Origin of the sequence: Halorussus salinus, from assembly GCF_004765815.2 — an archaeon.
GTDB classification, from domain to species: Archaea; Halobacteriota; Halobacteria; order Halobacteriales; family Haladaptataceae; genus Halorussus; species Halorussus salinus.
This window is the reverse complement of the sequence record NZ_ML974127.1, coordinates 248,361-269,286: the sequence shown is the minus strand read 5'-3', so window position 1 is coordinate 269,286 and position 20,926 is coordinate 248,361. Positions and strand designations below refer to the sequence as shown.

The 20,926-nt window shown below is 68.5% G+C and carries 23 protein-coding genes; 5 read left to right on the top strand and 18 right to left on the bottom strand.

Going from position 1 to position 20,926, the window contains the following annotated elements; translation table 11 throughout:
- Positions 1-125: 125 nt before the first annotated feature.
- The 5 genes from EPL00_RS01345 to EPL00_RS01325 are packed head-to-tail and all read right to left on the bottom strand — an operon-like array spanning position 126 to position 7,913.
- A complete protein-coding gene (locus EPL00_RS01345) occupies positions 126-3,350 on the bottom strand; it encodes an outer membrane protein assembly factor BamB family protein (protein WP_135852197.1) in 3,225 nt (1,074 codons plus the stop codon).
- Positions 3,347-5,059 carry an ATP-binding protein gene (locus tag EPL00_RS01340; RefSeq protein WP_202932519.1) on the bottom strand — a complete coding sequence of 571 codons (1,713 nt, stop codon included), beginning with the start codon at positions 5,057-5,059 and terminating at the stop codon, positions 3,347-3,349. Before EPL00_RS01340 ends, EPL00_RS01345 begins: the two co-directional genes overlap by 4 nt.
- Positions 5,056-5,697, bottom strand: coding sequence for a hypothetical protein (locus EPL00_RS01335; RefSeq protein ID WP_135852198.1), 642 nt, complete (start codon positions 5,695-5,697; stop codon positions 5,056-5,058). Before EPL00_RS01335 ends, EPL00_RS01340 begins: the two co-directional genes overlap by 4 nt.
- 1 nt (position 5,698) lies before the next feature.
- Positions 5,699-6,742: a hypothetical protein gene (locus tag EPL00_RS01330; protein ID WP_135852199.1), complete on the bottom strand. Its 1,044-nt coding sequence runs from the start codon at positions 6,740-6,742 to the stop codon at positions 5,699-5,701.
- A gap of 55 nt (positions 6,743-6,797) precedes the next feature.
- A complete protein-coding gene (locus EPL00_RS01325) occupies positions 6,798-7,913 on the bottom strand; it encodes a hypothetical protein (protein WP_135852200.1) in 1,116 nt (371 codons plus the stop codon).
- Between the two features lie 33 nt (positions 7,914-7,946).
- On the opposite strand from EPL00_RS01325, the gene EPL00_RS01320 reads away from it, so the two are divergent.
- The gene (locus EPL00_RS01320) at positions 7,947-8,240 is read left to right on the top strand and encodes a hypothetical protein (protein ID WP_162224113.1); all 294 of its coding nucleotides are present in this window, start codon (positions 7,947-7,949) and stop codon (positions 8,238-8,240) included.
- 5 nt (positions 8,241-8,245) lie between these two features.
- Here the strand turns inward: EPL00_RS01320 and EPL00_RS01315 are convergent, their stop codons facing one another.
- Genes EPL00_RS01315 through EPL00_RS01305 form a run of 3 tightly spaced genes read right to left on the bottom strand, consistent with a single transcriptional unit; the run spans position 8,246 to position 10,163 of the window.
- Positions 8,246-8,593, bottom strand: a complete 348-nt coding sequence (locus EPL00_RS01315) for a fluoride efflux transporter FluC (protein WP_135852201.1) — start codon at positions 8,591-8,593, stop codon at positions 8,246-8,248.
- Between the two features lie 28 nt (positions 8,594-8,621).
- Positions 8,622-9,026, bottom strand: coding sequence for a fluoride efflux transporter CrcB (crcB, locus tag EPL00_RS01310; protein WP_135852202.1), 405 nt, complete (start codon positions 9,024-9,026; stop codon positions 8,622-8,624).
- A gap of 60 nt (positions 9,027-9,086) precedes the next feature.
- Positions 9,087-10,163: an ATP-binding protein gene (locus EPL00_RS01305; RefSeq protein ID WP_394352073.1), complete on the bottom strand. Its 1,077-nt coding sequence runs from the start codon at positions 10,161-10,163 to the stop codon at positions 9,087-9,089.
- Positions 10,164-10,261: 98 nt separating this feature from the next.
- On the opposite strand from EPL00_RS01305, the gene EPL00_RS01300 reads away from it, so the two are divergent.
- Positions 10,262-10,759, top strand: coding sequence for a DUF7382 domain-containing protein (locus tag EPL00_RS01300; RefSeq protein WP_135852203.1), 498 nt, complete (start codon positions 10,262-10,264; stop codon positions 10,757-10,759).
- On the opposite strand, the gene EPL00_RS01295 is transcribed toward EPL00_RS01300, so the two are convergent.
- From EPL00_RS01295 to EPL00_RS01265, 7 genes are all read right to left on the bottom strand, one after another.
- Complete coding sequence (locus EPL00_RS01295; protein WP_135852204.1) at positions 10,760-10,972, bottom strand: hypothetical protein; 213 nt, start codon at positions 10,970-10,972, stop codon at positions 10,760-10,762.
- Between the two features lie 116 nt (positions 10,973-11,088).
- On the bottom strand, positions 11,089-11,901 hold the full coding sequence (locus EPL00_RS01290) for a protein-L-isoaspartate O-methyltransferase family protein (RefSeq protein ID WP_135852205.1): 813 nt from the start codon (positions 11,899-11,901) through the stop codon (positions 11,089-11,091).
- Positions 11,902-11,926: 25 nt separating this feature from the next.
- The gene (locus EPL00_RS01285; protein WP_135852206.1) at positions 11,927-12,916 is read right to left on the bottom strand and encodes a class I SAM-dependent methyltransferase; all 990 of its coding nucleotides are present in this window, start codon (positions 12,914-12,916) and stop codon (positions 11,927-11,929) included.
- 25 nt (positions 12,917-12,941) lie between these two features.
- Positions 12,942-13,700 (bottom strand): protein-L-isoaspartate(D-aspartate) O-methyltransferase, encoded by a 759-nt coding sequence (locus EPL00_RS01280; RefSeq protein ID WP_135852207.1) that lies wholly within the window; start codon positions 13,698-13,700, stop codon positions 12,942-12,944.
- A gap of 29 nt (positions 13,701-13,729) precedes the next feature.
- On the bottom strand, positions 13,730-14,383 hold the full coding sequence (locus EPL00_RS01275; protein ID WP_135852208.1) for an HVO_0476 family zinc finger protein: 654 nt from the start codon (positions 14,381-14,383) through the stop codon (positions 13,730-13,732).
- Between the two features lie 148 nt (positions 14,384-14,531).
- On the bottom strand, positions 14,532-14,936 hold the full coding sequence (locus tag EPL00_RS01270) for an Hsp20/alpha crystallin family protein (RefSeq protein ID WP_135852209.1): 405 nt from the start codon (positions 14,934-14,936) through the stop codon (positions 14,532-14,534).
- A gap of 235 nt (positions 14,937-15,171) precedes the next feature.
- Positions 15,172-16,185 (bottom strand): type II glyceraldehyde-3-phosphate dehydrogenase, encoded by a 1,014-nt coding sequence (locus EPL00_RS01265; RefSeq protein WP_135852210.1) that lies wholly within the window; start codon positions 16,183-16,185, stop codon positions 15,172-15,174.
- Between the two features lie 198 nt (positions 16,186-16,383).
- Here EPL00_RS01265 and EPL00_RS01260 point away from each other — a divergent pair, with 198 nt between their 5' ends.
- Positions 16,384-17,328 (top strand): aminopeptidase, encoded by a 945-nt coding sequence (locus EPL00_RS01260; protein ID WP_135852211.1) that lies wholly within the window; start codon positions 16,384-16,386, stop codon positions 17,326-17,328.
- 18 nt (positions 17,329-17,346) lie between these two features.
- Positions 17,347-17,685, top strand: a complete 339-nt coding sequence (locus EPL00_RS01255; protein WP_135852212.1) for a CHY zinc finger protein — start codon at positions 17,347-17,349, stop codon at positions 17,683-17,685.
- Positions 17,686-18,012: 327 nt separating this feature from the next.
- Here the strand turns inward: EPL00_RS01255 and EPL00_RS01250 are convergent, their stop codons facing one another.
- Both EPL00_RS01250 and EPL00_RS01245 read right to left on the bottom strand, forming a co-directional pair.
- On the bottom strand, positions 18,013-18,888 hold the full coding sequence (locus tag EPL00_RS01250; RefSeq protein WP_135852213.1) for an ATP-grasp domain-containing protein: 876 nt from the start codon (positions 18,886-18,888) through the stop codon (positions 18,013-18,015).
- A gap of 254 nt (positions 18,889-19,142) precedes the next feature.
- Positions 19,143-19,481: a VOC family protein gene (locus EPL00_RS01245; protein WP_162224123.1), complete on the bottom strand. Its 339-nt coding sequence runs from the start codon at positions 19,479-19,481 to the stop codon at positions 19,143-19,145.
- A 160-nt stretch (positions 19,482-19,641) separates the two neighbouring features.
- Here EPL00_RS01245 and EPL00_RS01240 point away from each other — a divergent pair, with 160 nt between their 5' ends.
- Positions 19,642-20,277: a hypothetical protein gene (locus tag EPL00_RS01240; protein WP_135852215.1), complete on the top strand. Its 636-nt coding sequence runs from the start codon at positions 19,642-19,644 to the stop codon at positions 20,275-20,277.
- Between the two features lie 63 nt (positions 20,278-20,340).
- On the opposite strand, the gene EPL00_RS01235 is transcribed toward EPL00_RS01240, so the two are convergent.
- Positions 20,341-20,871, bottom strand: coding sequence for a 50S ribosomal protein L16 (locus EPL00_RS01235; RefSeq protein WP_135852216.1), 531 nt, complete (start codon positions 20,869-20,871; stop codon positions 20,341-20,343).
- Between the last annotated feature and the right edge of the window lie 55 nt (positions 20,872-20,926).

The following is a 20,926-nucleotide window of genomic DNA, read 5'->3' as shown; positions in this document are numbered from 1 at the left end:
TCGAGTAGCGACCGACGCGCGCTTCGAGCGCCGACCGACTCGACGCGAGGAGCGCCGGGAGCCACGCGAGGCTGGCGGGAACACCGAAAGCGACGGAGAAAGCTGTCGCCGAACCGCTGGACTGCTCAAGCGGTCTCGAAGGACGAGCGAAGGTGGCTCACGTCGGTCTCGTCGGCGTCGTCGCCGCGTTCGACCGACCAGTCGGCCAGCGTCTCGTCGGACCACTCGTCCTCGTCGGCGGGAGCGGGGCCGCGCAGGACGACCTCGCCCTCGTCGTCGTCGGCCGCCAGCGAGACCGAGACGCTGGCTTCGGGGCCGTCGGTCTCCACGTCCACGAAGTGGGTGAACCGGTCGCCGGGGGCGAGTCGGTCTACCTCCTCGCCACCAGCGTACATCAGGTCGCTGACCGCCTCGCCGGTCGCCTCGACCGAAAGCTCCTCGACCGGCGCGTCGCCGCGGTTCTCGACCGCGAGGACGACGCTTCCGTAGCCACCCGAGACGCGGGTCTCGTCGCCGACGCCGACCGAGACGGCATCGACGCCCGTCGGGTCGGTCCCGTTCGCCTCCGTGACTCGGCCGAGCGTGCCGAACCGCTCGGTCTCGCCGTCCGGGAACGCGTACTCCACGACCGTCTCGACCACGGGGTCTAACCCCGACCCCTCGACCCGGCGAGTCCACTCGACGGTCTCACCGGCGGGGACCCGGCAGTCGGCGTCCCAGATACCGAGGTCGCGGGTTCCGATTCGCTCGACCGCGCAGTCGGCGTCCCGGCCGTTTTCGAGTTGCGCACGGACAAGGTAGCCGTCGTCCTCGCGCTCGAAGACGACTTCCGCGGCGAGGTCGGCGGGTTCGACCGCGAGACGTTCGCCCTCGATTTCGCAGTCGGCGTCGTCGCCCGCGACCCGCCCGGCCGGGAGGTCGGTCTCGTCGGCCTCGAAGAAGGCGTGATAACGCTCGACGACCGCGCGGTCGTCGGGCGCGAGGTCGCCGACCGCGACGGTCTCGTCGGCCAGCGAGAGTTCGACGCCGGTCGCGTCGTCGTCGCCCTCGTTGCGGACCGCGATTCGCTCGCGGACGCCGCGGGTCCGGGCGGGGTCGGTCGTCTCCAGTCGCCGGTCGGCCGCCAGAGCCGGACCGGTCGCTCCTCGACCGGCCGAATCGGCGACTCCGGCCCCGGACTCGACCGGGCCGTCCTCGACCATCGCCGAGGAGTCCCCGTCGTCGCGTCGCCGAGGCTCCTTCTCGTCGCGTCGCCGAGGCTCCTTCTCGTCGCGTCGCCGGGACTCCTCGACAGCGCCGGGGTCCGGGTCGCGGCGTCGGGAGTCGGCTTCGGTCTCTCGGCGGGCCGACTCGCCATCTCGGTCCCGCCGAGGCGGTCGGCGGTCGGACTCTCGTCGCGGCGGACGCCGGTCCGATTCCCGCGGCGGTCGTCGGTCCCGCTCGCGGGACGCTCGGTTCGCGTCCGCCTCGCGGCGGGGCGGTCGCTGGCGACGCTCGCCGGACTCTCTCCGGGGTCCGTCGCGCCGACCGCCCTCCTCGGGGCGCGGTTCGTCACGGGACGACCGGCCGTCGTCACGGCGAGACCGGTCGTCGCGGCGCTGACGTCGCTCGCGGTCGGGCGACCGACCGTCTCGGCGTCCCGACCCGCCGCGACTCGACCTGTCGCGGTCAGATCCACCGCGACCCGACCTGCCGCGGTCGGACCCGCCCAAGCGACGGCCGTCCAACCGGGCCGACGCGCTCGCGCCGAGACCGACCAGCCCGGCCTCCACGTCGGCCGTCTCGACGGTCCAGTCGGGGCGAAGCGCGACGACGAGTCGGTCCCCGGCGGCGAGTTCGACCCGGCGCTCGACCGGCGCGTCGAAGCAGTCGCCCGACACCACGAGGTCGTCGCTCACGGTCGCGTCCGCGCGGTTCTCGACGGTCGCGTCCACGAATCCGTCGGTGGCGTCCACGTCCACCGCACAGCCGCGGTCGGGGAGCGCGGTCTCGACCTCGGCCGCGTCGTCGTCGCTCCGGACCGCGACGGGGACGGCGGTGCCCTCCTCGAAGGGGAGTTCGAGGTCCGCGGCGGCCGACTCGCCGGGCGCGAGTCGTCCCAACTTCACGTCGCCGGGCGACACCGAGACGTGGGTCGCTGGCGCGTCGCCCTCGTTTTCGACCGTAACCGTGAGCGCGGCCGCGCCGTCGGTCACGGCGTCGAGCGAGACATCCGCGGCGAGCGACGCGCCGGGCGGCGATTCCACGGGGAGCGACAGCGACCCGAGGAGGTCGCCCTCCGACTCGACGGCCAGCGCGGCGGTGTCGTCGGTTCCCATGGATTCGACCGCGAGCGAGCGCGTCGCCGACTCGCCGGGCGCGAGGTCTGCGGTCCACGACGCCCGGTCGAGGGCCGCGCCGTCGCCGACGACGCGGAGCGGGGCCGCGACCGGCCGGTCGCCTCGGTTCCGTACTCGGAGGGTCACGGCGTCGGTCTCGCCCCGAACGAGTCGGTCCTCCTCGACCGCGAAGCCGAGGGCGTCCGGACCGGCGGTCGAGGAGTACACCGCGATGGTGCCGTCCGCGACCACGCAGAACAGGTCGCCGTCGCTGGTCGGGTACACGTCGCCGCTCGGGAGGTCCGCGACCGGGGCGTACGTGCCGTCTGCTTCCAGCGAGACGAGTTGTTCCTCGGCGGTGAACAGCAGGGCGTCGTCTCCTCGGTCGGGGAGGTCGGCGACCGCGAGTTCCCGCTCCCACTGCTTCTCGCCGGTCGTCAGGTCCACGCCGACGACGCGCTCGTCCTTGAGCGAGACGACGATGGTGTCGTCCACGATGCCCGCCGACTCGATGGCACCGTCCAAGTTCTCGTCGAACCGCTCGCTCCCGTCCAAGTTCCGGACCGCGAGGAACGACCACGCCACGAGGACGAACGCGCCGTCGGTCCCGAAGAAGCCGGGGTCGCCGGTTACGTCGGCGTGGGGCCGGTCCACGTCGAACTCCTGTCCGCCGGTCTCGCCGTCGAACCCGACGAGTCGGTCGTCGTCGGTCACGACGCCCAGCACGTCGGCCTCCGGGAGCGCGGCGAGTTCGCTCGCTTCCGGGAGTTCGACCGACCAGACGCGCGTTCCGCCGGTCGAGAGCGCGGCGACGCTCCCGTCGGCCAGCGCGTACACCCGGTTGCCGACCGCGAGGTCGGCTATCGGTGCCTCGAAGTCCACGGTGGTCCGGCCGTCGGCCGCGACGATTTCGACGGTCCCGGCGTCGGTCCCCAACACCACCCGGTCGGCGTCGGCCGAGACCGCGGTGACCCGGCCCGACTCGAACGATTCGGTCGGGGCGTACCCGCCCGTCGGACCGGGGTCGCTCACGAGTCGCCTCCTCCGGCGCGACCCTCGGGGAGCGCGCCGGGAGCGTCGTCGCCACCGGCATTACCGGTATCGCCACCGCCCTCGCTGGCGTCTCCCTCGCTCTCGGCGTCGCTGTCGCTTCCGCCGCCCGCCGCCGACGCGAGGAGGTCGCCGAGTCCGCCGCCGCCGTTCCCGAGCGAGATGCCGTGTTCCTCGGCCTGCTCCTCGACGTAGCGTTGCATCTCGGGGTACCCCTCCAAGTCGTCCAACTGCTCGCGGACGCTGGAGACGTACTGGCGGACGGTCTTCGGTTCGGTGTCGTCCAGCCACGACAGGAGGTAGTCGGTGTCGGGCGTGATGGCCTCGCGGTCGTCGTGGACCACGCTCTCGACGAACTCCCGCTGGAGGTCGCTACCCAGCACCCGGTCGGCGATTTCCGCGGGGGTGTAGCCGACGGACTCCTCGCCGAGTCGCTGGAAGTCTATCTCGTCGGCGTTGGGCAGGTCCCGGAGGTTGACCTCCCAGACCTGCGACATGACCGCGGCGTCGGGTTGCGGGATGAACTGCTGGATGGGGAAGCGCCGCGTCGCGGCCGGGTCGATGGTGAAGGGCATGTTGGTCGCGCCGATGACCAGCAGATTGTCCTCGATGTCGTTCATCTCCTGCAAGAAGGCGTTGGTCAGCGACCGCTCGTGGCGCTGGAGGCTGTCGTCGCTCCGGTCGGGAATCAGCGTCTCCACCTCGTCGAAGAAGAGGACCGCGAAGCCGTCTTGGGCGACCTGATGGGCTTGGTCGAAGACGGCCTCGATGCGGCGCTCGGACTCGCCGGGATACCGCGACAGCACGTCCCCGCCCTTCACTTCGAGGAACTTCACGTCGCCGTACTCGTCTTCGATGTCGGTCTCGTTTTTCGCCTCGTGGGCGATGGCCTCCGAGACGAGCGTCTTCCCACACCCCGGCGGCCCGTACAGGAGCATGCTCCCGCCCCGCGAGGCGAACCCCTCGCCGTAGAGGCGTTCGACCTGCTCCTGTTTCTGGGGGTCGAACATCGCCAGCATCGTCCGGGCGGTCTGCTTGACCGTGTCGAGTCCGGCCACGTCCTCCTCGAAGCTCTTGGTCGGCTTCTTTGGCGTCACGTCGATGTCCACGTCGTTCTCGCTGTCGTCGCCCGCGCCGCCGGGACCGCCGCCGGACCCGCCGCCACCGCCGGACCCGCCGGGCGCGTCGGGACTCCGGTCCTGTACGTCCGACCGGGAGACGAACTCGATTTCGGTCTCGTCGGTCACGCGCAGGGTCCGGTAGCCCGACGGCTCCATCGAGTACACCTGCACCGGCACGAGGTCGTCGCCGTTGCTGACGACCTCCTCCATGTTGTGGACCAGATACTCGCTGTCGCGCATGAACTGGGCTATCTGCTCCTCGGGCGCGCCCCGGACGCGGAGTTCGACGCGGCGAGCGGCCTCCACGTCGCGCTTGCTCACCTTCGCGTCCACGTAGAACGGCGACGAGAAGTCGATGCCGCCGAAGAGTTTGGCGACGTTCCCGTGGAACTTGACCTTGTTGCCGATGCCGCCGACGAAGTCCTCGACCGGTTTGGCGTAGAAGAACGCGTCGATGCCGCGGTGTTCGAGTCGGACGATCTCCGACGATTTGACTCGGCTCTCGCCGACTTTGACGTGCGAGGTCGGTTGGCTCTCGTTGGTTATCGGTTGTAGGTTCGTCTTGTTCATTGTTGGCTCCGGAACTGGTCGGCCGTCCACGCGACGAACGTCTCGGGCGTCTCGCCCGCGGCGACGCTCCGCTCGGCGTACCGACCGTTAGCTGTCGTCTCGTCTAGGACCGTTTCGAGCGCGTCGAGTCGCTCGGTCACGGAGTCCCACGCGTCCACCAGCGCGGGGTCGGCCCCGTCCACGACCACTCGGCTGTGGACCCGACTCGCCTTCGCGGCGAGGTCGGCGACCGACTCGTGAAGGTACTCCAGCACGACCAACCAGTTGCTCCCCGCCGAATCCCGGTCGAGCGGGACGACCAGCCGCGACCCCGCGACCTCGACGCGGTCGGCCGCACGGAGTCTGTCGAGGGCGGTCTCGCCGCCGTCGATGGCCGCCGCGACGCGTTCGGGCGTCGCCCGCTCGCACTCGGCGACCACGCCCAACACGTCGAACAGCGACTCGTCGGCCGCGGCGGGGTCGCCCGTCGGGAACGGCGCACCCGCGCGCAGTTGTTCGGCCACGTCGGTCAGCGTCGCGCGGACGACGGCGGCGTGGTTCCACGCCGTGGGGTCGTCCGCGAGGAGTGTCGCCGACAGCAGGTCGTCGAGTCGGCGGTCGACGAGGCGGGCGCTACCGAGGAGCGACTGGGCCTGCATGCTATCTGGTGAACTCGTTGGCCTGCCCCTCTTGGGCCTCGGCGTCGTCGCCGAGCGTGTCTTCGAGCGCGCCCTCGATGTTCTGGGCGTCGCCGAGAACGTCGGTCACGGCGGCCTCCACGTCGTCCTCGGACATGCTCTCGGCCTCCTCTTCGATGCTTCCGACGCCAGCGAGGCTGGTGACGAGTTCGCCCATGTTCATCGCGATGTTGACCTCGCTCTCGGGGAAGACGCGCTCCTTGAGCGCCCGCGTCCGAACCTGTCCCTGCTTCTGGTCGAGAATCTCGCGGGCACCCTCCAGCTTCTGGATGATGTTGGCTATCTGGTCGACGCCCTGCTGGGCGGTCGAGACGTTCTCCTGTCCGGCCTCGTTGAGCTTCTTGTAGTAGATGAAGTCCTCGCGCAGGATGTCGTACTTCTGTTGGGCCTGCTCGGAGAGGTCGCTCCGGTCGGGGAAGCCCGACCCCTCGCCCAGCGCCATCAGCTCTTGGGCCTTCTCTTTCATCAGCTCCTCGGTGCGCTGGGGGTTGGCGTCGACGTTCTCCATGTGCTTCTGGAGCTTCTCTTTGGCCCGCTCGAAGCGGTCCATCGTCTCGTCTATCTTGTCGACGCAGGCGGCCATCGCGGCCGCCCAGTTGAGGACCATCTTCCCCGACACCTCGTTGGGGTCTTTGAGCAACACCACGTCGTTGCTCTTGTCGTCGAGTTCCAGCACGTCCTTCTTCGCGAAGTAGTCGATGAGCGCCTCGGCCTCTGCCTCTCCGGCGACGACCGGTTCGCCGTCCGTCGTCGCGTTCGAGAGGTTCTCGACGGCCTGCTGTCGCGGGAGCGTGCCGGTTCCCTCGGTCAACTCCATCCCGCCGGTCAGGTCGTTGCGGATGATAGCACCGATTGGCTCCTCCCACTCGCCCTCGATGTCGTCTTCGGTGTCGAACCATCCGGCCTCGATGCGGACGGCGTCGTCGGTCTGGTTGACTGGCTCTGCGATGCGGTAGGTTCCGTCGGCCATCTCGGTCTTCGGGAAATTCTGGTATTTTCGTGGCATAGTAGCGTACGTGGTCGATTAGGTCGGTAAGTCGTCTCTGTCTTCGTCTGTCGGGTCAGGTCTCGGTATCGACCGAGAAGTCCTCCCGAACCATCTCGTCGAACCGGTTGCGTATCGCGTCGCGAGCGTACTCGTTGGCCTGCTCGGCGGTGCTGACGTGAATCTCGTCTATCATCGGGTGACCGACATCGCGGAAGTCCGACTCCGTGGCGAGGCGCTCGCCGCTACTCGGGACTTCGCGTTTTATCTCCTCGGCGCGTCGGTCGATGTAGGACTCGAACTCGTCGGTCTGGCGGACGACCGGCGAGTCCGCGTCGAGACCGAGGTCCTCCGTCAGGGTCTCCTCGGTCGCCTTGAGGATGTTGCCGCGGACGCCCCGCGCCTGCGCCAGCACGTCCGACCGCTCGGAGACCTCGTTCTCCACGACCTGCGAGAACTCCGTCTCCGGCAGGACGTACCCCGAGTTCTCGAACTCGGCGGCCACGTCGTCGCCGATCTCGTCGGCGAGATACTGACCGTACCGGGAGATGGCGCTCTCGACCAGATACTCGCCGTCCAAGTCGATGACGAACTCCTCGGCTTCGAGGTACCGAATCACGTCGGCGGTCGCCGAGACGTTGATGACCTTCTCCAACTGGTCGTGGGAGAGCTTGCCGTACGTGGCTTTCTCGCGGAGTCGAGCGTCCACGCCCGCCTCCCCGGCCTGCTCCTTGAGTCGCGACCCGATGGTGTAGTAGTCGCGCTCGCCGGTGGCGATTCGCCGGACGAGATTCCGGTCGGTCAACTCCTCGGCGAAGAAGTCGATGTCGTCGATGGCGAGGTCGAACCGCGAGCGCAACTCCTCGCTGGTGACGACGAGTTGCTGGCGGAACAGCGCGGTCAACTCGTCGGCGATTCCTTGGTCGTCGCCCGCCCCGAAGGGGTCGTAGTAGTAGACGCCCGTCCGGAGGCGCTGAAGTTCCGAGTACTCGTCGGAGACGACTTCATCCATCGCCTTCTTTATCTCGGTCTGAGACAGCGAACTCGCCTTGAGTCGGCTCTTCTCTCCGCTCTCGTAGCGCGACCGTATCTCGTCGTTGACGCGGTCGGTGTACAGAAACCCGTAGTTCTGTAGTGCGACCGACATGCAGATGTCAGCGAGAAGATCGGTGTCGGTGGGTCGCAGTGGCATCGGTTTTCTCACCTCATTCCTACATACTAAAGTTTGCGACGTGTCCGTACGCTTCCACAGCGAGTCGCGTCGCGCTGGCGGCTCGCGACGGAGACCGTCGGTCGATGGCCCGCCCAAAACCGTAACTGCGAGCGCGTCGTCGGTCGGACGGTGCGAACCGACCGGCGACCCGACGACAGCGACAGTTTCCTCCACGAGGAGCTAGTTCCGACGCTCATCGTCCTCGGGGTGTTGCTCGTCCTCTTTCCCGACCCGCTGACCTCCTCGGTGGGCCTCGTCATGGTGGCGGTCGGCGCGGGGATGTGGCTCCGGGACCTGCTCGCGTAGCGCGGTCAGAGCGCCGTCGCCAGCCAGCCGCCGAGACCGACCGCGACGAGCGCGCCGACCAGATTCGCGGCGGCGTTCCCGAGCGCCGCGCGTCGCGCGCCGCTCTCGTACGACTCGACGGTCTCGACCGCGAAGCTCGAAAACGTGGTGAACGCGCCGCAGAAGCCGGTGCCGAGGAGCGCCACCAACGTCGCGTCGGCGGCGAGCCGGGCGGTCAGCGCGCCGAGGGCGAGACTTCCCAGCAGGTTCACCGCGAGCGTGGCCCGCCGACCGTCGGCGACAACGGACCCGACCGCGAACCGCGAGAGTGCGCCGAGGAGGCCGCCCACCCCGACCAGCAGGACGGCGTTCATCGGTTCCTCCTCGGAGTCCGTTCCCGGCTCATCCAGCCACCTCCGGCGCGGCGAGCGACCGGACCGCGCTCCGACCGGCGACCACCGCGAGAAAGCCCAGCGTGTAGTTCGCGGCGACGTTGGCGACCGCCCACCGCGGCGACAGCGCCGCGGTCTGGACCGCGAAGGTGCTGTAGGTCGTGAACGACGAGAGGAATCCGGTGCCGAGGACGAGCCGCGTCTCGGAGCTGAGACGCCCCGTCAGCGTCGCCTCGAACAGGAGGACGCCCAACGCGAAACTCCCCGCGACGTTGACCGCGAGCGTGCCCCACGGGAAGCCGCCGGGGAGCGCCGCCGCGACCGCGTAACGTGCGATTGCGCCCGTGAAGCCGCCGACCGCGACCAGCACGAGCGGTTTCAGTCGTTCGAGCGGGGTTGCCTCGGCCTCCGACATTCGATACTCGTCGGAGACGAGCGCGCCGACCGGGATACTGTTTTCGGAGCGCGCTCGCGGTCACTCCGTCCGGCGACTCGCGCTCGGACTCCCGCCGCCGTGGGTCGTCTCGCGCTCCCGGATTCGGACGGCGTGGACGCTCTCGGTCGCGTCGTCCACCAGCAGGACCTCGCCGGGGGCTTCGGGCAGGCGCTCCTCGAAGGAGTCGAGGTAGTTCGGACGCGCCGCGGTCAGCGCGTCGAGGTCGGCGCGCGAAGTAAGCCGGTGGGCCAACAGGAGGTCGGCCTGCGAGACCGCGACCGCCGGGAGCGCGCTCGGTCGCTGTGTCGCGCCGACGAAGCTGAGACCGGGCTGGCGACCCCTCGTCAGGACGGTCCGGAGCCCGGCGTCCGCCAGTCCGTCGAAGAAGGCGTGGGCCTCGTCCACCAGCAACCACGGCAGGCGGGCCGGGCGCTCGCCGACGCAGTAGTCGTAGAGACCGCTCGCGACCGCGCGCAGAACCGCGTTCGCGGGCGCGCCGTCGAGACCCGAGAGGTCCAGCACGGTGCCCTCCGGCGGGTCGAGGAGGTCGCCCGCGGTCACGCCCTCGGGCGCGAAGACGCCCCACGACTCGGCGAGCGCGAGGTGGTTGTCCGCGGCCCGGCGGGTCGGGCGGTCGGCCTTCGTGTCGGCGTCGGCGACGAACGCGCGCATCCCGGCGAGCGACGACCGGGCCGCCGCGGCCTGCCAGACCAGCGCGCCCGCCGACGAGGCCGCGTCGAGACCGAGCAAGTCGCACCACGCTCGCGGCGCGAGCGCGTCGGCCGCGACGCGAGGGTCGGCGACGACTTCGGTGCCGAGGTCCGCCAGCGACCCGAAGATGCCCATTGGGTCCGCGACGACCGGGACGACGCCGGGCGCGCGGGCGAGTTCTTCGGCGAGAACGCCGAGCGTGTAGGACTTGCCGTAGCCGCGCTTGCCGACGACGAGTCCGGCGTGGGGGCCGTCGAGGTCGATTCGGACCGTCGCGCCGCGACTCCCGTCGCGGGCGCGGTAGGCCCCGAGACGGCCGGAGGCGGAGGAGTCGGATGATTCGTCGGCGTCGGAGTCCGCGATTCCGGTGACGCCGGAATCGCTGCGACCGAGGACGTGAGTCACGGGACTGCTTGGTCGCGGTCTCGTACTTGAACGTTCGGGACGACGCGGGTCGTCTCTCACCCGAGAGTTTAAATCCGGGGACGGGACGAACCCGGCCCATGCCGACGCTACTGGGCTACTACGGCTACTTCGAGGAGACCGCCTCCGACCGTCTCGACCGCTTTGCCGACGACGACCGGGCCATCGAGGGCCTGCCGGTCCGCCTCGTCATCGCCTTGGTGGTCGGGGTCGCCAGCCTCGGCGTGATGATGAACATGCTCTCGGGTCTCGGCGGCCTGACCGTCACGGAACTCGACGCCGCGCCCGCGCCGGACGTAATTGGCCCCGGCGAGGAGAAACTCACCGTGACCGTCGTGGACCCCGAAGGCAACCCGGTCAGCGACGCGACGGTCGTCGTGTCGGGCGGCACGGCGACGCTCGACAGCGTCGCGACCGCGACCACCGGAGCGAACGGGAACGCGACCGTCTCGGTGAACCCCGAACTTGCGCCGAACCAGCGGGAGGGGACGCTCACCGTGCGAATCAAACCGCCCGCCGGGAGCGACTACGCCGACGAGCGCGAGAACACCGCGATACTGGTGCTGGCCGACGGCTGACTACCCGAACTCCTCGCGGACCGCGAGGAGACCGACCGCCACTCCGAACAGCGCCAACAGCGACCCGACCGCGAGCGCCGCGGCGGTCGGCGAGACGACTCGCAGGAGACCCAACAGGAAGACGGCCGCGAGCAACCCCGCGAGGAGGTAGCTCCCTCGACGACTCCCGTCGCGCTCGGGCGGGTCCGCGGTCTCCCGTCGGTCGGTTGCCATACGATACCAATCATCGCGGGGCGGGAAAAAGCCTCACTCCGGGCGACTACTCCTCGTCGTCGTCACTCCGGGCGACCCCCGTCGTCGTCACTCCGGGCGACTACTCCCCGTCGTCGTCACTCCGGGCGACCCCCGTCGCCGTCCCAGTCTATCCAGTCCTGTTCCCACCCGGTCCGGCGTTCGCGCGACCGCTCGGCGCGCTCGCGGTCCTCGCGGACGGTCCGGTTGCGCTCGATGGACCCGGCCTGCTCGCCTTCCACGAGGAGCGGTTGGAAGGCCACGGTGCCGAGCGGTTGGGTCTCGGGGTCGGCGGGGTCCTCGTCGTCCCGCGGTTCCACCGCTCGACTGTCCGCGGAACTCCGTTCCGCGCTACGAACTATCGTCAGCGACTGCTGGCCGATGCCGACCGGGAGGACGAGTCGGCCGTCGGGTGCGAGCTGTTCGACCAGCGGGCGGGGCGGTTCGGCCGCGGCGGCCTCCACGAGGATGCGGTCGAAGGGCGCGTACTCCGGCAGGCCGTCGCCGCCGTTCCGGCAGTCCACGAAGACGCCCTCGTAGCCCGCCGACGCGAGGTTGCTCCGGGCCTCCCACACCACGTTGCGGGTGATGTCCACGGCGTGGACGTTGCGCTCGCCGACGATTTCCGCGAGGACCGCCGCGGTGTAGCCCACGCCAGCGCCGACGACGAGAACCGAATCGCCCTCGTCGGCGTCGAGCGCCTCCAACAGGCGGGCCGCGGTACTCGGCGCGAGGACGCGGGTCCCCCGATGCTCGAACGACCGGTCGGCGTAGGCGAGTCGGTCGTCCTCGACGAACTCGTGGCGCGGGACCGCGCGCATGGCGGCGCTGAGGCGCTCGCTGGAGACGACTCCCTTCGAGTCGTGTTCGAGGCTGTCAACCATGTCGTCGCGCAGTACCGCGAGTTCCATACGCCACCTCGGAGGCGAGAGAACTTCAATCGCGCGGCCGCAGTCCGGCGACGACCTGCCGGTCGAACCCCGGCACGTCCCGGACTTCTACCGCCTCGAATCCGGCCTCGCGGAGCCACGACGAGAACTGGGCTTCGGTGTAGGTGTCGCCCTCCTCGGTCTGGGCGAGCATGTGCGCGCCGAAGAGAGCCGCGTCGTCGGACCGCCCGCGAACGCGGTCGGTCAGCACGACCGCGCCGCCGGGCGAGAGCGCGTCGAACGCGTTGGCCAGAAACCGCCGGTTCTCGTCGGGCGAGAGACCGTGGGCGACCCGCGAGCAGAACACGAGGTCGAACCCGTCGTCGTCGCCACCCGGAAGCTCCTCGGTAATGTCGCCTTCGACCAACTCGATGGGTTCGTGTTCGAGAAACCGCCGGTCGATTTCCACGACCTCGGGCCTGTCCACCAGCGTCACGTCGAACCCCCGGCGGACGAACTCCTTGGCGAACACGCCCGGCCCTCCTCCGGCGTCCAGCACGCGCTCGGCGTCGGGGTTGCGGTGGACCGCGGCGGTGACGCTCGCCCGGACTGCGGCGTCGTCCACGTTCGCCATCGCGCCGACGAAGTTCGCGGTCCACTCGTCGGAGGCCGTCTCCGAGGCGGGTGGCTCGCCGGACTCCATCGTCTCGGGGAGCCGAATCCAGCGGTCCACGCAGTCGAGGAGGTGGGGAACCGAGCCGATAGAGCGCACGTCGGCCTTGGCGACGAAGCCGAGCGCACGATTCGTGATTTCGTATCGCGTGTGGAGGCGGTCGTCGGTCGGGTCCGAGCCGTCGTCGGCTTCCCGGTCATCGGCGACGCCGACGGCCTCCAGATAGCCCAACTCGGCCATTGCCTCGACGACGATGCGGGCGGCGCGCTCGGTGACGCCGGTCTCGGCCGCGACCTCGGCGGGCGTCTCGCAACTGGTCGTAATCGTTCGGAGGACGCCCGTCTCGCGGGCGGCCCACAGAAGCAGGGCTTCGCGGTAGTCCATGCAGAAGGCTGTGGCGGGCGTCGGCTTAGTTGTCCTGCATCGGGACGAATCGCACTCCGCCGTGGGTCTCGTAGTCGAGACTCCCGTCGGCGCGTCGGCGCGCGAAGACGAGACGTTGGCCGCCAGCGCGCCGCGGGGACCGCCCACTGCCCGCCTGACCATCCGCGATTCTCCCGGTCCCGGACTCCAGCGGCCCGAGGAGCCGTCCCTCCGGTCGGACCTGCTCGACCACGGCGGTCGGGAACTCGGGCGCAGCACAGGTCAGGTACGCCGCGTCGTAGGGTGCGAACTCGGGCCAGCCGTCGTGACCGTCGCCGACCCGGACCGAAATCTCGCCGTAGCCGAGGCGGTCGAGTCGTTGGCGGGTCCGCTCGGCCAGCGACTCGTGGTACTCGACGCTGTAGACGTTCGCCGGACCGACTAGTTCGGCCGTGACCGCGGCGTGGTAACCACAGCCGGTGCCGATTTCGAGGACCGACTCGCCCGAGTCCAAATCGAGGAGGTCGGCCATCGCCGCGACCATGTGGGGCGCGCTGATGGTCTGGTCGCTCCCGATGGGGAGCGGTCGGTCCTCGTAGGCGCGGTCCCGGTTGGAACTCGGCACGAACTCGTGGCGCGGGACCGAACCCATCGCGTCGAGCGTCGCGTCGGCGAACCCCTCGCGGGCGGCGAGTCGCTCGACCATGCGCTCGCGGGCCTGTGCGTAGTCGGCGCTGTCGCTCGTTCCCTCGCCGTCGCCCCCGAAATCCTCCTCCGTGTCGCTACCGTCGTTCCCCCCGAACATAGTTTCGGTCGGTGTATTGGGTTACGGCGTCACCACGCCGACCACGCCGACGAGGTCCGGTCGTCGCCGTAGACGCGCTTGATGTCCTTCGCGACCGCGGTGTCGCCCTCCTCGCCGAGCGGGTTGAAGTCGTAGCCCGACGCGTCGTCGCGGACCGCGATGGACTTGACCTCGAACTCCTCGTCGCCGAACTCCTCGACCTCGCCGACGGTGAACTCGTGGTCGCCCGGCACGTCGATTTTCAGGCTCCGGGAGTCGTCTCGGCGGCCGTCGTTGGGGTTGACGGTGACGTTGACCCGAACGTTGTCCACCGCGCGGGTCCAGAAGGTCTCGACCTCCTCGACGGTGGCCTCGTCGCGGCGCACCTCGTCGCCCAACTGGAGGTCGGTGATGCGCACGACCATGATGGCCTCGGGCGTTTCGAGGACGAACTCCTCGCCGACCGCGACGGTCTCGCTCGGCGGGGCGTCCACGGTCGCCGTGAACGACTCGCCGTCTTGGGAGACCACCACGTCTCGCTCGACCTCCTCGTCTTCGTCTACCGTCGTCTTGTGGACGTGACTGCACTCCGTACAGCGCACGGTGACTCGGCCGCTCCCCTGTTTCAGGACCTCGTGGACCGTCTCCACGTCGGGCGAACAGGAGGGGCACGTCACCGCGACGCGCTCCGCAGTTTCGCTCATACTATCGTGGGCTACGTCGTCCGCGCGTAAAAGCGCGTGGAGTTTCGCGGCCGTTGGGTCGGCGGCGACGAGGCAGCGACGGAACCGACGAGAGAACAAAAAATAGAGACGGCGAGCGTAGATTCGAAAGCGACCCGGCGACGACGCCTTACTGCACGTCGATGTCGGCGGAGTCCTCGCCCTTGTCGAGTTGGACTTCGAGGACGCCGTTGTTGTAGGTCGCAGTCGCGGAGTGTTCGTCTACCTGCGTGGGCAGGCGGACCCGCTCGTCGTACTCGCGGTGGTCGCTCCCGGCGCTGATGGTCAGGACCTCGCCGTCGCACTTGAGGTCGATGTCGTCTTTCTCGACGCCGGGCAGGTCGGCGATGACGCGCACGGTCTCGTCGGTCTCGTGGACATCGACGTGGGTCTCGGTGCCGAAGCCGGTCTCGCCGCCGGGAGTACCCTCGCGTTCGACGTGCATGTCGAAGTCCTCGCCCATCATCTCGTTCATCATGCGCTCTATTTCGCGGAAAAGGTCGTCGAAGGGGTCGTCACGGTCGTCTCTTCGCATGTTCGGGAGTAGGGCGCATGCAAGCAAAAGCCTTTGGCACTCGGGGCTCCTCGCTGGCTTTCGTTCGCCGAGGCGTGGAGAAAGCATATATGTTAGACCGTAGAAACGATTGGCTGGAGGCAACACGATGCCGATCACGCAGTGAACGATTCGGCCGTCGTATCGTCCCCGCTAACTACTCCTCTCCGTTTTTAGACGCCGACGAGCCCGGAGCGCGGCCAGTCGCGGCGTGGCCTCAGATACCCATCCCGAGTGACTCGTTGGTCTTCCGGATGCTCTCGTCGGCGTCGGCCGAACCGGTGACCGCGCGGATGGCGTCCACGTTCTCGGGCACCACGTCGCTCTCTTGGTGGATGGCTTGGAAGAGGTAGAGGTCGTCGCCTTCCATCGTGACCGATTCGCCCCAGACGCAGTTCTCCCAGATGTCGCCGCGCGGGCGACCCACGTCTTGGGCATACTCCTTCAACTTGCCCGCGCCGTCGATGTCGAAGTGGTCCGGGATGACGAACAGGCGCGATTCGCCCTCCAGCAGGTCGCGGACCTCCTCGGCGTCGGGTTCGGATTCGAGCGTGACGTTGACGCTGTGCATGTGCATCAGCGTCGCGGGCACCTTCAGGCCGAGGGTGTCGATGTCGAGGTCCGGGAAGATGGTGTTCACGTCCGGGCCGTGGTGGGAGGGGAGCGTGACCGGGTTCGGCGTGATGTCGTTGATGGGACCGCGGTCGGTCTGGGCGGGGTCGCCGCCGCGCCGGACCAGCGTGGTGCGGACCTTCTCGACGCCGTACTCCTCGCGGAGCGGCGCGACGAGTCGGGAGAGGCCCGTCGTGTTACACGAGACGACGCGAACGTGGTCGGCACCGGTGGCGTCCGAGAAGTTCGACCGGGCGTTGAAACTGGTGTCCACGAAGTCGGCGGACTCGCCGCCCTGATACAGCGCGGGCGTGTCGTACTCGGCGTAGAGTTCCGAATTCTGTTCGCCGATGCCGGAGGGACAGGCGTCCACGATTACGTCGCTGTCTTCGACTAACTCCTCGACCATCCCGGCGAGTTCGATGTCGGCCTCGTCGAACAGTTCGACGCGCTCCTCGACGGCGGCGTAGAGGGGAAAGCCCTCCTCGACGGCCCGCTCGGCCTCGAAGTTGGGGCGCGTCTTGGCGACGCCGACGACTTCCATGTCCGGTTGTGCGCGGACTGCGTCCGCGACTCGCTTGCCGATGGTCCCGTATCCGTTGACTCCGACCCGTAGCATGTACTCGCAGTTCCAACGCCGACGCGCATAATGGTTTCGAGGCGGAGCGGACAGAATACAACTACAGGCCGAGTAAGTGTCTCTCGGAGGGTTTCGGTCGTTCGGGAGTCCGTCCGTCGTCCGGAAATCGTTGGAGCCTTCGTTCGCTTCGCTCACGAAGACAAGACCTAACACCACCAGCCGCCCTATCTGGCGAGCATGAGCCTCCGAGACGCGGCCGAGACCGCCATCACGCAGTGTCTCGCTCTCGAAGCGACCGAGTCCTGTTGCATCGTCACCGACGACAAGCGCGAACCCATCGGCGAGGCGCTCTACGACGTGGCCAGCGAGGTCACCGACGACGCGACCATCGTCCGGTTCCCGCCGGGGGCCTCCCACGGCGCGGAGCCGCCCGAACCCGTCTCGGCCGCGATGGCCGGAAGCGACGTGTTCCTCGCGCCGACTACCAAGAGCCTGAGCCACACGCGCGCTCGGGGCGACGCCAACGAAGCGGGCGCACGCGGTGCCACGCTCCCCGGCATCACGGAAGAAGTCTTCACCACGGGGCTACAGGCCGACTACGAGACCATCGCCCAGCACTGCGACGACGTGCTGGCGCAGGTAGAGGAGGCCGACGAGATTCGGGTCACGTCACCGCAGGGCACCGACATCACCTTCGAGCCGGGGAGCCGCGAGTGGCACGACGACACCGGCATCGTTCACGACGCGGGCGAGTTCTCGAATCTCCCCGCGGGCGAGGTGTTCGTGAGTCCGGAGGACGCCAACGGCACCTACGTCGTGGACGGGACGATGATGCCCCACGGCCTGCTGGAGTCGGACCAGACCCTCGAATTCGACGTGGAGGACGGACAGGTCACGCGCATCTCCGACGACGAGATTCGCGCGCAGGTCGAGGAGGCCGCGGAAGAAGTCGGCGACGCGGCGTACAACTTGGCAGAACTCGGCATCGGGACCAACGTCGCGGTGACGGAACTGGTCGGCTCGGTCCTGCTGGACGAGAAGGCGGGCGGGACGGTCCACATTGCCATCGGCGACGACGCGGGCATCGGCGGCGACACCGAGGCCCCGATTCACTTCGACGGCATCCTGCGCGAGCCGACCGTCTACGCGGACGGGGAAGAAATCAACCTACCACAGCCCTGAGTCGCGGTTTCAGAACCGATGGAACGGAACATTCACGGGCAGTCGATCCGCGGCGTCGAGGTCGGCCCGGAGACGCGATGCGCTCACTACGATTCGGAGCGTGACGTGGTCGCCCTGCGATTCGCCTGCTGTGAGGCGTATTTCCCCTGTTTCCGGTGTCACGACGCCGTGGCGGACCACGAGGCCGAGCGCCTGTCGGTCGAGAGTGGAGAGGCGGCGGTGCTGTGCGGCGTCTGCGGTTCGGGGTTGACGCCCCGCGAATTCGTGGACGGCGAGCATCGGTGTCCGGACTGCGGCGCGGCGTTCAATCCGGGCTGTGGGGACCACTACGACCTGTATTTCGAGTTCGAGGAGTAGACGAGGACGTGCCGGTCGGTGGTGGCGTGGCGGCGAGACGCGGTAGAGCGAAAAGTGAGTCGGAGCGACACGACACGAAATTTGCCGAGAAGAAGCTGGCTACTGCCGACTCCAAGGAGTCTGCCGCCCCGCAACCGCCCCGCACCGCGACCGCAGGCCTCACTCCTCCCCAACCTCGGCGGCCGCATCCGCGGCCGCCGTCCCTCGCGCGCTGGGCGCGGCCCGGAGGCCGCGCCCGAACGCGCCGGGGTGGAGCATTCGGAATGAGTGCTTTGACAATTTTTATGCTTCTTTTAGAAATCTATACGTTTCTAAGATGACGAGGAGTCAGTCTTTTCTTCGCTCGGCCGTCCGTCGAATCAGGTCGCCGAGGAGGTCGTAGAACCCGTCGTCGTACTTCGTCGCGGCGTCGATGGTCGGCCGGGCGTTGGTCTCGTTGACCACCGCCCGCTCGTCGGTCACGAGGAGGTCCACGCCGAGGTAGTCGATGCCGAGCGCGGCGGCGGTCTCCTCGGCGAGCGCCCGGAGGTCGCGGGGCAGGTCCACGCCGGTCGCGACCGCGCCGCGGTGGACGTTGTGCTTCCAGCGGTCGCTGTCGGCGTCGTCCGGAATCCGGCGCTCGACGCCGCCGACGCACTCGCCGTCCACGACCATCGCGCGGTAGTCGGTCGCGTCGGGCAGGTACTCCTGCACGAGAAACGACTTGTCGCCGGTCGCCCGGTAGTCGTGAACCAAATCGAGGTAGTCGGTCACGCCGAGATAGGAGTCGGCGTCGCCGACCTTCGCCACGCCGACGCCCCGCGTCGTGGAGTTTGGCTTGACGACCACCGGCGGGTCGAACCGCTCGAAGGCGTCGAGCAGGTCGGACTCGTCGGCGGGGTTCGAGACGAGGACGCTCTCGGGGACGGGCACGCCAGCGCGTTCCAGTTGCGCAATCACGCCAGCCTTGTTGCGCGACGTGAGGACCTCCTCGCGGCCGTTGACCCACGGCACGTCCAGCAGGGCGTCCACGACGCCGCCCTCCATCGCCCGCGAGGGGTAGACGAACCCGGCGTCGAACTCGTCGGGGTCCCACGGCGGGTCCGACAGCGCGATGGTCCGACTGTCCGACGGGACGTGGTGGACGGCGATACCCCGCTCGGCGAGGGGGTCGCGCATGCGCTCGAACGTCTCCTCTCGGTAGGCGACCGCGAGGTCCAGCATACGCGGGTGGTAGGAGCGAGAGGCTAAAAAGGTGCGTCTGTGGATTTCCGCGAAACGCTTCATAGCGACTCGCGAGTGTAACGGAGACTCGAATCTATGCGCAGTAAGAAAATTTCACCGTCCCGAATTTAACTAAGCCGTAGAAAGACTCCTCCAAGTAAGATTGAGGGCGAGGAATCTTAGTGAAGACGAGGAGTCTCGTTCCGGGCAGTCAGCGTCGTCTCGGGAGTCAGAGTCGCTTTCGCGGAGCGCGACTACGCCGAGGTAATCTCCACGATGCGCCCGTCGGGGTGGCGCAGGTACGCCGACCGACCCCAGTCGTAGTCGGCCGGTTCGCGGTGGACCGCGAGATTCGTCTCCGAGAGGCGGGCGAACTTCTCGTCCACGTCGGCGACGGCGAACGTGTAGTGGTCCTCGCACGGGAGGTCGCCCGGCGCGGGGTCGTAGGTCTCGTGGACGAGAACGTCCACGCCCTCCACGTCGAAGAGCGCCATCGACTCCTCGGCGACTTCGGGTTCGCCGACGACGCGCTCGTAGAACTTCGCAGTCGTCCGCACGTCGTCGGTGAAGATGGCGACCTCGCGCAGTTCCATACGGGCGTACATATCACAGTTCGGGAAAACAGTTTCGGAGGACGGGTCGCTTTCGACCGCGGCGAGGGCGGACTCGCGGGACGCCCCGGACCGTAAGCGTCCGCGTCGGGAGAGGAGAACGATGCAAACGCATATGTATGTTAATTGGTAACGTGTACTTATGAGCGCGTGGATAGACCCGAAAGAAGGCGCGGCTACCGTGTGGGGCGGCCGGAAATCCTCCTCGGAGAAGCCGAAACCGATGGCGGGGACCGTGGCCCGTGCCACCGCGACGACGCTCCCGTTCCAGTACTCGGAGACCGCCCGGTACCGGGGAACGCTCCCGGACACCGAACTGGACGGCGTCCGGTACACCTCGGCGCAGGTCACCATCAACGGGGTCGTCCAGAGCGACCGTCGGATAAAGCTCCTCGCGCGGGGGTACCTCTGGGCGGCGGACGACGGGGCATCCGACGGGCGGCGGTTCAAGTTCCAACTCCGCCGACCCGGACCGCCGACGGAGACGACGCCGTTCGGGTCGTACGTGGCGTGGCACCGGTACCAGCTCGGGACCGTCGAGCCGACCGAGAGCGACGAGGTGGCGTTCGAGCCGACGCCGGACACCACCCGGACGGGCCGGGGAAACGCGTCGTTCGAGGAGGTCCCGCGGCCGCTCCGCCAGCACGTCGCCGAACTCGAACTCGTCAGGAACCCGCCGTTCGCCGAGTACGTCCTCCGGGAACGGGGCCTGTGGGACGACTACGGCGCGGTGTTCCGCTGGATACCGCGAGCGTTCGACCAGCGGTTCCGCGAGTGACGCTCGCCGGAGAATCGGCTATCGGCGGTCGTAACGAAGACGCAAAAAGCGGGCGGGCGAGGTCTACGAAACGAGCAGTTCTTCGCCCTTCTCGACCTTGACGCGGCACGGCGGCGAAATCTTGTTGTACGCGCGGCGGAGCGCGTCCTTCACGACGGGTGCCTGCTCGGGGGTACACCACGCGGTGAAGATGCGGTCGTTGCGCTGGATGCGGGCGGCGGTGCCGACGACCTTCCCGAACGCCTGTCGCATCCCGTCGGAGACGCGGTCCGCACCCGCGCCGGTCGCCTGCTTGTTCTCCCGGATGACGTGGTGGGGGAACTTGCGGAGCATCATCTTGTAGTTCTTCTCGCCGAGTTCCTTGATGAGGTGGCGGTTAGCCGACAGGCGCGAGGCTTCGAGCGCGCCGTGGCGAATTTGGCACTCCTCCTCGGTGAGAAGGCTGATCTGGACGGAGTAGTCGTCTTGGTCGGCTTCGAGGTCGCCCATCTGGTGCTGTGCAATCTTCGAACCGGGGATGCCGGTGATGTACTCGCGTCGGGTGTACGGCGGCTTGCTAATTTCCCGGTACATCGAGGCGGGTTTGTCCGACATGGTTATTACTGGAGTCTGAGGGTCACGCGGCGGATAAACCCTTCGATGCGTAGTA